Raw genomic sequence first — 13,827 nt, 5'->3', positions numbered from 1 at the left:
TGGAGAAGATTGAGTATATCAATTAAAAAACATTGCTAGTCTGAAGTAAGATATCCCATGATCATCTCCGTCGCGCCTGTATGTTCTTTTATATACTCCCCGATCTTTTTTCTGATGGATTGGTAGCGCAGTTCATCTTCTGTTAAAAAATCAAAAGTCTTTTTCAACTCACTTACGTAGCTGATACTAAAGCCGATTTGCAGAGCGATCAAATCCTTAGCTTCTTTAAACTTATCGTAATTTGGTCCGAAGATGACCGGCAGGCCGAAAGCTGCAGCCTCCAGGGTGTTATGAATCCCAACTCCAAAGCCCCCTCCGATGTAGGCGATTTGACCGTATTGATAAAGGGAAGACAGCATGCCGATGTTGTCAATGATCAAAGTTTGTGGGGAGTGGTGACTTCCGACCTCCGACGCAGTAAGTTGTGAATATCTGATGGATGAATTCGGGGGCAATAGCTCAATCAACCTGTGGATCTTTTCCTCTTTTATTTCATGCGGTGCGAAGATAAATTTCCAATCAGGGTGATCCACAGCCAATTTAGCCAATAACGGCTCATCTTCTGGCCAGGTGCTACCTCCTATAAATGTTTTTTTGCCTTGTATAAACTCAGATATGGCCGGGAATGATTTCGGATTTTGGGCATTGGCCCAGACGCGGTCGAAACGGGTATCGCCGCTTACAGATACATAACTGATACCAATACTCTGCAGCAAGTGCTTGGAATTATCATCCTGTACAAAAAATCGTGTCACAAAGCCGAGCATTTTACGGTGCAGGCCGCCGTACCATTTAAAGAAAACCTGGTCAGACCTGAAAATTCCTGAAATGATATACAAGGGAATTTCCCTGTCGTGAAGCTCGCTAAAAAAATGGTACCAGTATTCATATTTGGTAAATACGGCTATAGCGGGATCGATGGCATCGATAAACTTCCGGGCGTTTGAGGCAGTATCTAATGGCAGATAGTAGACGGCATCCGCATAAGAAGTATTTTTCCTGATCTCAAAACCAGAAGGCGAAAAAAATGTTATGATAATTTTTGTGTGGGGATATCTCTCCCGGTAGGCGATCAAAACAGGCAGGCCCTGCTCATACTCGCCCAGGGATGCGAAGTGGAACCATGCGCTTTTACTGAACTGCCTGTAGTTTGTGTTTTTTCTGCCATTGGCCCAAAGTTTTGCTTTTTTATTAAAAAAAGAAGCAATAATTATCAAAATGAAATAAAACCTGACTCCTAAGTTGTAAAGTAGCAACATTGAATTTGAAATTATTACCTTCGCGGGGGTAAAAGTACTAACTATAAAAAACATAAATAAATACTATGAAAATTGCTGTGGTTGGAACAGGTTACGTAGGTCTGGTTACGGGCACCTGTTTAGCTGATACCGGAAACCAGGTTATATGTGTAGATATTAACGAAAAAAAAGTAGAGATGATGAAGAACGGCCAGGTGCCGATCTATGAACCTGGTCTCGAACAATTATTTAACCGGAACATTAATCAAAACAGGTTACATTTTACAACCAATCTCGCTGAAGCCATCGTCGAAGCAAAAATCATTTTTCTTGCCCTGCCAACTCCTCCGGGTGGCGATGGCGCTGCCGATCTGAGTTATGTGTTGGGGGCAGCAAAAGATATAGCCAAATTGATAAGAGAATATAAAGTGATCGTTACCAAATCGACTGTGCCGGTGGGCACTGCGGATAAGGTGACCGCTATTATGAAACAGCATACGGAAATGGAATTTGCCGTGGTATCTAACCCGGAATTTTTGCGCGAGGGCGTTGCTGTGGATGATTTTATGAAACCTGATCGCGTAGTGATTGGTACTGTGGACGAGCGCGCACGGAAGCTAATGGGCGAACTGTATGCACCTTACGTACGTCAGGGCAACCCGATTATTTATATGGATGAGCGCTCATCAGAACTCACCAAATATGCGGCTAACTCTTTCCTGGCAACCAAAATATCTTTCATGAACGAGATTGCCAATATGTGCGAACTGGTTGGTGCGGATGTGGATATGGTACGGCGCGGTATAGGCTCTGATGATCGTATTGGTCGCCGTTTCCTTTTCTCAGGTATTGGTTACGGTGGCAGCTGTTTCCCCAAGGACGTGCAGGCGCTGGCAAAATCGGCAGAAGAAAATGCGTATGACTTCAAGATACTCAACTCAGTAATGAAGGTGAACGAGATTCAAAAGAAATCGCTGGTTGAAAAGGTGAAGAAATATTTCAAAGGCGATATCAAAGGCAAAAAATTTGCCTTGTGGGGTTTGGCCTTTAAGCCTGAAACGGATGATATCCGCGAAGCGCCTTCATTATATGTAATCGAAGAGTTATTGAAGGAAGGCGCTTCGGTAACTGCTTTTGACCCCGAAGCAATGAATAATGTAAAAACGCTATTGGGTGATCAGATCAGCTACGCGGCAAATCAATACGATGCACTTAAGGATGCTGATGCTCTGTTAATCGTAACCGAGTGGTCGGTATTCCGTACACCTGATTTTGATTTGCTTGAGAATCAACTAAAAAATAAAGTTATTTTTGATGGCCGTAACCTGTACGATCTGCAAAAAATGATCGACTGCGGGTTTTATTACAACAGCATAGGCAGAAAAGTTATAGGATAATGGACAACCGTAAACGGGTACTCATAACAGGGGCCGCCGGATTTTTAGGTTCGCACTTATGCGACCGCTTTATTAAGGAGGATTTTTATGTTATCGGGATGGATAACCTGATCACCGGTGACCTTCGTAATATCGACCACCTGTTTAAACTGCCTAATTTTGAGTTTTACCAGCACGATGTATCGACATTTGTTCACGTGCCCGGAGAATTAGACTATATACTTCATTTTGCTTCGCCTGCCAGCCCTATAGATTATTTAAAAATCCCGATTCAGACCTTAAAAGTAGGTTCGTTAGGTACACACAATCTTTTGGGTTTAGCTCGTTCGAAAAAAGCGAGGATGCTGATCGCCTCTACGTCAGAAGTATATGGCGACCCAACCGTGAACCCACAGCCCGAAGAATACTGGGGAAATGTAAATCCGGTTGGCCCGCGTGGAGTGTATGACGAGGCCAAACGCTTCCAGGAAGCTATTACTATGGCTTACCATAATTTTCATGGTTTGGAAACACGTATTGTCCGGATATTTAATACCTACGGCCCGCGTATGCGCCTGAATGACGGCCGTGTGTTGCCGGCATTTATCGGTCAGGCATTAAGGGGTGAATCACTTACCATGTTTGGCGATGGTTCACAAACCCGTTCATTCTGCTATGTGGATGACCTGGTGGAAGGTATTTACCGCCTCCTGTTCAGCGACTACACCCAGCCGATGAATATCGGTAACCCTGATGAAATCACGATAAGGGAGTTTGGCGAAGAGATTATTAAACTTACCGGAACGGATCAAAAATTGATCAGCAAGCCTTTACCGGTAAATGACCCTAAGCAACGTCGTCCTGATATAACTAAGGCAAGAGAGATTTTGGGATGGGAGCCAAAGGTATCGCGGAGCGAAGGTTTGAAAATTACTTATGAGTACTTCAAATCGCTTCCGGCGCATGAAATTCAGCATAAGGATTTTACCTATTATAATAAAAGATAATGTCGAAAATATTAGTTACAGGCGGCCTTGGCTACATAGGTTCGCATACTGTGGTTGAGTTGATTAATGCTGGCTTTGAGCCGGTAATAGTTGATGACCTTTCTAACTCTCAGCCTAAAATATTAGATCAGATCACCAAAATAACAGGCAAAAGGCCTGTGTTTCATGAACTTGACCTGAGTGACGAAAATGCCGTGAAAAACCTGGCAACTGCTGAGCCCGATATTGCAGGGGTTATTCATTTTGCTGCTTTTAAGGCTGTTGGCGAATCGGTGCAGCAACCATTAAAATACTATCGTAATAATATTTATTCGCTGATCAATTTGCTCGAAAGCTATTATGGCAAACCGATCAACTTTGTGTTTTCGTCAAGCTGTACGGTTTACGGTCAGCCGGATGTATTGCCGGTTACCGAGCAGGCGCCTATCAAACCAGCGCAATCGCCATATGGCAATACAAAGCAGATAGCCGAAGAGATTTTGTTTGACACCATAGCAGCAGGATCATCCTACAAAGTAATCGCGTTAAGATATTTTAACCCGGTGGGAGCGCACGAAACCGCTTTGATTGGAGAGTTGCCCATCGGCGTACCGCAAAACCTGGTGCCTTTCATTACGCAAACTGCTATTGGCAAACGCGAAAAATTAACCGTTTTTGGCGATGATTATAATACAAAAGACGGTAGTTGCGTTCGTGATTATATACACGTAGTCGATCTGGCAAAAGCACACGTAGCTGCTTTACACCTGATGAAAAAAAATGAATTTAAAGGATACGATGTGTTCAACATTGGTACCGGTAATGGTAACACGGTGCTGGAGATCATCAAAGCCTTTGAAGAGGTTACGGGCGAGAAATTAAATTATACAATAGGCCCACGCCGCGCAGGCGATGTGGAGCAGGTATGGGGTAATGTATCCAAAGCAGAAGAAAAATTGCATTGGAAAGCCGAACTGGGTATAGACGCTATGATGTCATCTGCCTGGGCTTGGGAAAAATATATTGCGCAAAACCCTGTCCAATAATTTTAGAATAGGAACATGCAGAAAATAATTATTACAGGCGGAGCGGGATTTATAGGGTCGCATGTTGTACGCCGTTTTGTAAAAAATTATCCGGATTATACTATTGTCAATCTCGATAAATTGACGTACGCCGGCAACCTGGCTAACTTAAAAGATATTGAGCACCTCCCTAATTATCGTTTTGTAAAAGGTGATATTACGGATGCCGCCTTTATTAATCAGCTTTTTGAAGCGGAGCAACCTGATGCAGTGCTTCACCTTGCAGCAGAATCGCATGTTGACAGGTCAATTACCAACCCAATTGAGTTTGTGATGACCAATGTGGTGGGTACCGTAACCTTGTTAAATGCTGCCCGTCATTATTGGAAAGGTAAATATGATAAAACGCGTTTTTATCATGTGTCGACAGATGAGGTGTACGGTAGCCTGGGCGAAGATGGTATGTTTACGGAGGCTACCAATTACGACCCCCATTCACCTTACTCTGCGTCAAAGGCTAGTTCTGATCACTTTGTAAGGGCTTATCACGATACTTATGGATTGGATATCGTAATCTCTAATTGTTCAAATAATTACGGTTCTTTTCACTTTCCTGAGAAGCTGATTCCTTTAGCTATAAATAATATCAAACAAAATAAGCCCGTACCCGTATATGGGAAAGGGGAGAATGTGCGCGACTGGCTTTGGGTGGAAGATCATGCACGGGCCATTGACCTGATATTCCATGAGGCAAAGGCTGGAACAACCTACAATATCGGCGGCCATAACGAGTGGAAGAATATCGACCTGATCAGGCTGCTATGCGCTATATTGGATAAGAAACTCGGCAGGGCAGAAGGCGAATCGGCTAAACTGATCACTTTTGTAACGGACCGTGCCGGGCATGATCTAAGATATGCTATTGATGCCACCAAACTTAAAAAAGAGCTGGGTTGGATGCCAAGTATCACTTTTGAAGAAGGATTGGAGAAAACCGTTGACTGGTACCTGGCAAATGAAGAGTGGCTCACTGACGTTACCTCGGGCCATTACCAGCAATATTATAGTGAACAGTACGCTAACAGATAGTAATGTTTAGTTTTTTTAAGAAGAAAGATACGCTCACTCCGGTGAATTACGAATCGATAGCCGTCGATATGCACTCGCATGTTCTGCCGGGTATCGATGATGGTGCACAGGATGTTGGTCAATCCATTGATCTGATCATAAGGATGATGGAGTCGGGTATCAAAAAGATAATTGCTACTCCCCACGTTATGGCCGATTACTACCGGAATACGCCTGAAACGATTGGCAACGCGCTCGCAATTTTAAAAACAGAACTGAAAAGGCAGTTGATCGATGTAGAAATTGAAGCTGCTGCTGAACATTACTTTGATGAAACCTTTGAGGCTCGTGTAAACGAGCATAAGTTGCTCACCATGGGTGATAATTATGCATTGTTCGAACTCTCATTCATTAGCCTGCCCATGAATGTCATCGGGGTGATACAGCGTATGAGGGAGTTGGGATATAAACCTATACTTGCCCACCCAGAAAGATATTCTTACCTGGATATTGAACAATTAAAAAACCTGCGCGATTGGGGCTGCGACCTGCAGATCAACACGATATCGTTAACCGGGTATTACGGCAAGGATGCAAAAAAAATGGCCGAGGCAATGGTCGACAATGAGATTGTCGACTTTATGTCGAGCGACATGCACCATTTACGACATGCCTCTGCCTTTAGAAAAGCACTCGACACCCCATACGTACAACGTCTGCTGCAGGATTACCCGTTGAAGAATATACTTTTGAAATAGATTCACAATAGAGTCAAGAGACAAGAACCAAGATACAAGAAAGAAGGAAAAAAATCCTGGCTCTTGACTCTTGGTTCCTGGCTCTGGCGCAGGGCTAATTTTTTACTATCGGGTCCTGTTTATTGCCAGTAGTTATGTTACCTGCTTTCCCTTCTTCTTTCGGAGACCCTGTTGACTTTGAGTCTTTAACTAAATCTTTAACGGCTGTTGCAGAGGAGTCGGCTGGTTTTTGTTTCAGTGAATTTAACTCAATAGTTAATGTATCATTTTTACTGGTCCACTCTTTTTGCTGTGCCTGTAATACGCTTAGGTCTTTATTTAACTGGGCTATTTTGGATGCCTGGCTTTCAACCGTCAGATTTTTGGTAATAAGCAATTCCTTCAGACTGTCAGATTTATTTTCAAGTCGTTTTATTACTTCATCGTGTGCCTCTTTTGTGCCCTCCAGTTTTGCTAGTTTAATTTGCAATTGAACTACACTTTCATTTTTAACGGACAATACTTTTTCAAGGCTATCCACTTTTTTTGTTAAAGCCTGAATTTTTTCTTTTTTGCTTTGTGCAAATGCATTGGTCAATCCGAACATTACCAAGCAAGTCATCATGATGACTATTTTCCCCCTTTTCATATCAATTAAATTTAAGTACCGCACCTTAGTAAAATATCTGTACATTCAAAATCAGTGCGTTAACCGGCTGATATGAATGGAAATATCGGATGAAAATTTAGGAGGTTGTGTTATAAGGATTTATACTACTTAAACATCCACAGGAAATTTATTGTTTACAGATTTGCCAGTTTTATTTTTACAAATCATTGCTGAGTTACAGGCACAAAGTGAGCTGGTAAGATGAATTGAAAAGTATACGAATTTTTACCTTTTAGCTTTCGCCTTTCAGCTTTAGTCTTTCGCCTCTACTCGTATCTCAAAGACTCGATGGGGTCAAGCTTGGAGGCTTTATTCGCAGGATAATATCCGGATATCAGGCCAATTAATGTACAAACAATGATAGCCACCGTTAGCCAGAACCATGGGATCACAAATGATCCGCTGATCTGTACGGCTATCAGGTTCCCTACTGCTATCCCGAGTACTATACCGCCAATGCCACCAATAATGCAGATCACAATAGCTTCGATCAGAAACTGTTTACGGATGATGGCCGGAGTGGCACCAATGGCTTTTCGTACACCAATCTCGCGGGTGCGTTCGGTAACAGAAACCAGCATGATATTCATCAATCCAATAGCAGCGCCAACCAGCGTGATAAAGCCAATGGCTGAGCCCCCGATTGTTAAAGCTGCAATATTGCTGTCCAGTTCTTTTTGAATAGAGTCGCTTCGTGAAATTTCGAAATTATCAGCTTGCGAAATATTTAAACCGCGAATGTTGCGGAATGCAGAGGTTGCCTCCCCGATGGTAGCATCTAACACGTTTGGATTGGCTGTTTTTACCGTTACATTGAATGAAATATTCTTCAGCGTGTCCATTTGCTTGGCTTTCAAAACCGGTATAACACAGAATTTATCACCGCCAAAGCCTGAGCTGGATCCTTTTGATGCAAATATTCCAACTATTCTGAATTTGTAATTACCTATAAAGATGAGCTTGTTGATAGGATCTTCATTTTTAAAAAGGCGCTTCCTGATGTCTTCGCCAATCATCACTACGTTATCTCCGTGTTCCAATTCTGACGAAGAAAAATCTCTTCCGAATGCTATTTTACGGCCACTAGTTATCAGATAATTCTCGTCCGAACCGGTAACCGATATATTAGGATTGGTTTTAACATTCCCATATTTGGCTACTGCTGTTCCGGTTACGCTCAGGTTGATGGAAGTACTAACCGGAAGCTTGAATAGTTCTTTAAACCGGGCGGCCTGTTCGTAAGTAATGGAGGGGTATACTTTGCGGTGACCGCCTCCGCCAAAATTGAGACCTTCACCACGGTTTTGCAGTGTGAATGAATTTGCACCAAGACTTGCAAACGCATCATTCAGATTGTTCTGAATGCCACCTATAGCTGTTAAAATGCCCACCAAAGCCATAATGCCAATAGCAATAATAAGCGCAGTGAGCGATGTCCTTAACCTGTTGCCGGCTATGGATTGTAATGCTATGGATATATTTTCTTTGAGCGAGGTTTTTACCGGCATACCGTAAATCAGAATTCTGTTCTATATGACTATACGATATGCCGGTTTGTTACAACCTTTATTGATTTAAATATTCTGCCTGGGCCAGGTAGTAATACGGCCAGAACATGTGATGTTCAAAAACATCTTTCGGATCATCAGGGAATTGCTTGCGGTAGGTGTTATCAGGCATTAAAACAATTGGAGTGCCACAGGCAGTAAAGTTATTGTCTTTCAAATAAACAGGCTCTTTGAATTTTGGCAATTGTTTTTGCACAAATGTATATGCCAGTTTGCCAAGATATTCTTCATGTGTATCCTGGGCATTCTCTGGCGTTTTTTTCAATTTGTTATATATGTGTTTTACATACAGACGCTTAAAGAAAGGCTGTTTCTTTATCTGCTCGTTTATATTAACAAATGGGTTTGGTGTATTAAAATTGCTGATAGTCTGAATGGTGAACGGTGTTTGCGGAACCCAGTCGGCAGCATTCACTACTGATACACACCATCCATTACGGGTAAGGTAATTGAAATCATAGCTGTAATAAATATTACCTGGTTTTGGTGGCGCGCTGCAGTAAGTTTTAAAGGTAATATCATTGGCAAGCAGTTGTTTACTTTGCAGGTCGCCTAAATACGAACGCAGCATACACGCAATAGCTGCGCCCTGGCTATGTCCCACTATAATAAAGTTTTTGATATTTTTTGAATTGTACAGCCAATAGATCTTTGGCAGGATTGTTTTTGAAAGATCAGCAAGGCCCAATAGCCAGCCAATATGCACACCAGCTTTTGGATTAGTGCCCAGATTATAAGCAAAATCTTCCGAATCGCTGATATGTAGTTTACCAGTGGCTGGAACCATAGCAGCATAAAAGTTTTCGAGCCAGCTTAATTCCGACTGTGTGGTGCCACGAATACTGATAACGGCAATGCCTTTGTTATTTACCCATAAGTCCCAGCGATTTTTAAGTGGACCTTCGGGCGAGCGGTAAACAAGTCCATATTGCTTTGGCAATGGAGTGTGGTCGTCCTTAATGGGGTCGTTAAATTGCTGCCGCGATATACGAAGCATTTCCAGGTACTCTTTGGCATCAAAGCCGGGCTTTAATAATTGGGCATTACATACCGAGGTCGTAAACAGACAAAACAGAAGAATGTAGAAATACTTCATAGTTAAAATAGGGTGATTGATTGTGTAAAAGACAACTTGGATCCAGCGTTTGGTACGAGGACTGCAGGTAAGATTGGTTGAAGATATTTAAAAACTTTCACAACACAAAGAATATATAGCTATTTAGTGTTACCTGTTACGTATAAATCAGCTTAAATGTTCCTATATATCACATATTTATTTTTAAAGTATCGGGAATGATACATAAAGTAGATTTTATTGCGAATTAGTAAAAAATATCCAATAATCAATTGCATATCAATTTAGCTTTTATAGAAAGATATTAATACTGTTATAGAATAGATGAATCATTTTAATTATTAATTTGGCGAACATAATTTATTGATATATCATACTAAACCTTATGGCTAAATACCTGACATTTTTGGTTATTATTTTAAATAGCATTCTCGCTTCGGCGCAAACCGATATCAAGGTCCCAATTGAACAGCTTGGATTTAATGAGAAAACGGTTGTTGCTGATTCAAACGGGGTAAAATATAATTACTCAGAATGGAGAAAAATGATGGCCACTGGACAGTATCGCTTAAAGCCCGTTCATGATGACAGTGATACAACCGTATTTATATTAGCTAAAAGGGACAAAAAAATCGATGACGAGCTCGCCTCAAATGCGCCTGAGCCGAATGAAACCGGTTTTTTTAAGACAGGTGCCCATTTTAAATTCTTCGATATGAAAGATATCAATGGTATTGATATTAAATCCTCTGATTTGGACGGAAAGATAGTCGTTGTGAACTTTTGGTTCATAGCTTGTCCGCCATGCAGATATGAAATGCCAGAGCTGAATCATTTGGTTAAAGAATATCACAATAATCCGGATCTGGCATTTATTGCAATAACACTAGATCGAAAAGAAGATGTGCAAAGACTTGTGAAGGTATCTCCATTTGATTTTCGTATAGTTACTAACTCATGGCCCCTGTTTAACAATTACAAGATCACAGAGTGCCCGGTTAGCCTTGTGATTGATAGAAAAGGGGTAATCCGTTTTAATAGTTTGGGCTATAATAATGGGAATGTCCCTTATTGGATCGAAAAGACTATTGAACAATTGAAATAATATCCACAGAAACAAAAAAGCATCCGTTTTCGGCGGATGCTTTTCAAAATATCTCTAAAATATTATTATACCGAGAATGACGAACCACAACCGCAGGTACTGGCGGCATTCGGGTTATTGAAGGTAAAACCACGTGCATTCAATCCATCCTGAAAATCGATCTGCATGCCCACCAGGTATAAGCCATGTGCTTTATGCATATATACTTTTATGCCATCAATCATGTATTCCTGGTCGCCTTCTTTCTTCTGGTCGAAGCCTAAAACGTAGTTCATACCAGAGCAGCCTCCACCTTCAACGCCGACACGGAGACCAAAATCATCACTCAGCTCTTGCTGATCTTTTAGTTTATTAAGCTCTTTAACAGCGCCTTGCGTAAAGCTAACCGGTGCTAATGCAGTTTCAACAGCAGTACTCATCTTATTTTAAATTAAACATACAAATATAAGGTAAATTGCAGATTTTTGTTGCCTGTCAATTATTATGACCTTTGCCTAACATAAAAAATATGGTGCTAACGAACTATTTATTCGACATTTTGAAATTTACCATGGCTGGTATCGCTACAGTTTACGTAGCCTTTTATTTAATAAAACCTTACCTGGATAAATCAGAAAGCATGCAGCTTATTGAGTTGAAAAAGACTATCAGCAACCAGACTTTGCCTTTGCGTTTGCAAGCTTATGAGCGAATTGTATTGTTTGTGGAGCGGGTAAATCCTGCCAATATGCTTGTCCGCCTGAGCGAGCCCGGTCTTTCAGCCGCCGAGCTATACAGCATTGTGGCGACCGATATCCGCAGCGAATTTCAGCACAATATAACCCAACAAGTATATGTGAGCAGTCGTGCATGGGCGGTTGTTACCCGTGTGAAGGATGATACGCTAAGCGTAGTAACCAATGCGGTAAAGGCATTGCCCGAAACCGCAACGGGCCTCGATTTGAGCAAAACTATATTGGCCCATTTAAGCCATTTGCAGGATAATCCCTATGATATCGCTTTGAAGATCGTAAGGGAAGATATGGAAGCGTTGTTTTAATTTGAAAATGTGTCCATTTGAAGATTTGAAAATGGATAATTCAATCATATCAAATCATTTTCAAATTAGCACATGCTCAAATTTTCAAATCAAAAAAGATGTCTGGTAAAAAATTCACCACCACTTCAGGGATCGAGATAAAGGAAGTTTATTGCCAGCCATCGGCGATGAATGAGCTTCCTGGTGAATTTCCGTTTACACGCGGTATTCAGAAGGACATGTACCGCGGCAAACCCTGGACAATGCGCCAGTATGCGGGATTTTCAACTGCTGAAGAGTCCAACAAGCGTTACCATTATCTACTTAGCCAGGGTACAATGGGACTGTCAGTAGCTTTCGATCTGCCTACGCAGATCGGATATGACTCGGATAGCGACTTTGCCGATGGCGAAGTAGGTAAGGTGGGTGTGGCTATTGATTCATTAAAAGATATTGAGGTGCTGTTTGATGGTATCCTGCTAAAGGATATTACCACTTCTATGACCATCAATGCAACAGCTTCCATTTTGCTGGCAATGTACATCGCGTTAGCAAAAAAACAGGGCGCCGATCTGAAACAACTATCGGGCACTATACAGAATGATATATTGAAGGAGTACGCTGCACGCGGCACTTATATTTATCCACCTGGCCCGTCCATGCGGCTGATCACCGATGTGTTTGAGTATTGCAGCAAAGAGGTACCCAAATGGAATACAATTTCTATATCAGGCTACCATATTCGCGAAGCGGGATCAACTGCCGTACAGGAACTGGCCTTTACTTTGGCTAATGGTAAGGCATATTTGAAAGCTGCTTTAGATAAGGGTTTGGACATTAATGTATTTGCCAAAAGATTGTCCTTCTTTTTTAATTGCCATAACAATTTCTTCGAGGAGATTGCCAAATTCAGGGCAGCACGCAGGATGTGGGCACACATTACCAAGGAACTGGGTGCGACTGATCCCGGCGCACAAAAATTAAGGTTTCATACCCAAACCGGAGGCTCGACGTTGACTGCACAGCAGCCGATGAATAATATAGTGCGTGTAAGCAACCAGGCATTGGCGGCGGTGTTGGGCGGAACGCAATCGCTGCATACCAATGGTTACGATGAGGCGTTGTCGCTGCCAACAGAGGCCGCAGCCAAAATAGCTTTGCGTACACAACAGATCATCGCTTTTGAAAGTGGTATAACTGATACTGTCGACCCACTTGCCGGTTCTTATTTTATAGAAGAGCTGACCAATGAACTGGAAAAAGCTTCACAATTATATATAGATAAGATAGACGCAATGGGTGGTGCAGTGAAAGCCATTGAGCAGGACTACATTCAACAAGAGATTGCACGGTCAGCCTATGAATATCAGAACGAGATTGAGAGCGGCGAACGGGTGATAGTTGGTGTAAACCGTTTTGTCCAGGAGAAAGCACCTGCCGAAAATATTTTCCGTGTAGATGATTCTATCCGAAAAATGCAGATCGATAAGATGAATGTGCTCAAAGCTTCGCGTGATAGTAAAGCTGTACAGGAGGCACTTCAGCAATTAGGGAATGCTGCAAAAGGGTCGGCCAACCTGATGCCTTATATATTAACCGCAGTAGAAAATTATGCCACCCTCGGCGAAATTGCCAATATCCTCCGCGCCGTGTTTGGCGAATACTGAACAATTCTGACAAACCGCGGTATTAAATCAGATGAATATCTGATTACTATTTCTCAGAAAAAATTATTATCTTGTTGAAACAGGATTTTTAAAAGGTGTTATTATCTGATATTTTTTGCCAAACAATTAAGTATCTGTTAACGTAAACAGTATAAACATATGTTGATAACGTGCGTGAGTTGCGCGGCGGAAATGAAAAAGATGCCTTAGCAATGCAAGGAAGCAATATTCTGTGGAATGTGCAGAATATAAGATTTTTCCTTAAAAAAATGCAATGTTAAGTGTTAATTAAAG

General features: G+C 41.7%; 13 protein-coding genes. 8 read left to right on the top strand and 5 right to left on the bottom strand.

The genetic code is table 11. From position 1 onward, the window contains the following. Window positions 1–35: 35 nt before the first annotated feature. Window positions 36–1,259, bottom strand: a complete 1,224-nt coding sequence (locus Q3A68_RS04815; RefSeq protein ID WP_302899919.1) for a 3-deoxy-D-manno-octulosonic acid transferase — start codon at window positions 1,257–1,259, stop codon at window positions 36–38. A gap of 65 nt (window positions 1,260–1,324) precedes the next feature. Between Q3A68_RS04815 and Q3A68_RS04810 the strand changes: the two genes are divergently transcribed. From Q3A68_RS04810 to Q3A68_RS04790, 5 genes are read left to right on the top strand one after another with little or no spacing between them, the layout of a single operon-like run. Then, window positions 1,325–2,635: a UDP-glucose dehydrogenase family protein gene (locus Q3A68_RS04810; RefSeq protein ID WP_302899918.1), complete on the top strand. Its 1,311-nt coding sequence runs from the start codon at window positions 1,325–1,327 to the stop codon at window positions 2,633–2,635. Continuing rightward, window positions 2,635–3,621 carry a UDP-glucuronic acid decarboxylase family protein gene (locus Q3A68_RS04805; protein WP_302899917.1) on the top strand — a complete coding sequence of 329 codons (987 nt, stop codon included), beginning with the start codon at window positions 2,635–2,637 and terminating at the stop codon, window positions 3,619–3,621. Before Q3A68_RS04810 ends, Q3A68_RS04805 begins: the two co-directional genes overlap by 1 nt. Next, the gene (galE, locus tag Q3A68_RS04800) at window positions 3,621–4,646 is read left to right on the top strand and encodes a UDP-glucose 4-epimerase GalE (RefSeq protein ID WP_302899916.1); all 1,026 of its coding nucleotides are present in this window, start codon (window positions 3,621–3,623) and stop codon (window positions 4,644–4,646) included. Before Q3A68_RS04805 ends, galE begins: the two co-directional genes overlap by 1 nt. A gap of 15 nt (window positions 4,647–4,661) precedes the next feature. Next, window positions 4,662–5,714: a dTDP-glucose 4,6-dehydratase gene (gene rfbB / locus Q3A68_RS04795; RefSeq protein WP_302899915.1), complete on the top strand. Its 1,053-nt coding sequence runs from the start codon at window positions 4,662–4,664 to the stop codon at window positions 5,712–5,714. A gap of 2 nt (window positions 5,715–5,716) precedes the next feature. Further along, complete coding sequence (locus Q3A68_RS04790) at window positions 5,717–6,451, top strand: tyrosine-protein phosphatase (RefSeq protein ID WP_302899914.1); 735 nt, start codon at window positions 5,717–5,719, stop codon at window positions 6,449–6,451. A 94-nt stretch (window positions 6,452–6,545) separates the two neighbouring features. On the opposite strand, the gene Q3A68_RS04785 is transcribed toward Q3A68_RS04790, so the two are convergent. The 3 genes from Q3A68_RS04785 to Q3A68_RS04775 form a co-directional block, all read right to left on the bottom strand. Next, window positions 6,546–7,079: a hypothetical protein gene (locus Q3A68_RS04785; protein ID WP_302899913.1), complete on the bottom strand. Its 534-nt coding sequence runs from the start codon at window positions 7,077–7,079 to the stop codon at window positions 6,546–6,548. A gap of 287 nt (window positions 7,080–7,366) precedes the next feature. Then, window positions 7,367–8,608 carry an ABC transporter permease gene (locus Q3A68_RS04780; RefSeq protein ID WP_302899912.1) on the bottom strand — a complete coding sequence of 414 codons (1,242 nt, stop codon included), beginning with the start codon at window positions 8,606–8,608 and terminating at the stop codon, window positions 7,367–7,369. Window positions 8,609–8,666: 58 nt separating this feature from the next. Continuing rightward, window positions 8,667–9,764, bottom strand: coding sequence for a lipase family protein (locus Q3A68_RS04775; protein ID WP_302899911.1), 1,098 nt, complete (start codon window positions 9,762–9,764; stop codon window positions 8,667–8,669). Window positions 9,765–10,128: 364 nt separating this feature from the next. On the opposite strand from Q3A68_RS04775, the gene Q3A68_RS04770 reads away from it, so the two are divergent. After that, the gene (locus Q3A68_RS04770) at window positions 10,129–10,848 is read left to right on the top strand and encodes a TlpA family protein disulfide reductase (protein WP_302899910.1); all 720 of its coding nucleotides are present in this window, start codon (window positions 10,129–10,131) and stop codon (window positions 10,846–10,848) included. Window positions 10,849–10,913: 65 nt separating this feature from the next. Here the strand turns inward: Q3A68_RS04770 and Q3A68_RS04765 are convergent, their stop codons facing one another. After that, complete coding sequence (locus tag Q3A68_RS04765) at window positions 10,914–11,267, bottom strand: HesB/IscA family protein (RefSeq protein WP_302899909.1); 354 nt, start codon at window positions 11,265–11,267, stop codon at window positions 10,914–10,916. 89 nt (window positions 11,268–11,356) lie between these two features. Between Q3A68_RS04765 and Q3A68_RS04760 the strand changes: the two genes are divergently transcribed. Together Q3A68_RS04760 and Q3A68_RS04755 are read left to right on the top strand one after the other, a co-directional pair. Then, entirely contained in the window at window positions 11,357–11,887 is a 531-nt protein-coding gene (locus tag Q3A68_RS04760) for a DUF7935 family protein (RefSeq protein ID WP_302899908.1), read from the top strand. Between the two features lie 98 nt (window positions 11,888–11,985). Beyond that, a complete protein-coding gene (locus Q3A68_RS04755) occupies window positions 11,986–13,533 on the top strand; it encodes an acyl-CoA mutase large subunit family protein (protein ID WP_302899907.1) in 1,548 nt (515 codons plus the stop codon). Window positions 13,534–13,827: the final 294 nt, after the last annotated feature.

The organism is Mucilaginibacter tolerans (genome assembly GCF_030519375.1).
Taxonomy (GTDB): Bacteria; Bacteroidota; Bacteroidia; order Sphingobacteriales; family Sphingobacteriaceae; genus Mucilaginibacter.
The sequence above is the reverse complement of the archived record's forward strand: the minus strand, read 5'-3'. Positions and strand labels throughout refer to the sequence as shown.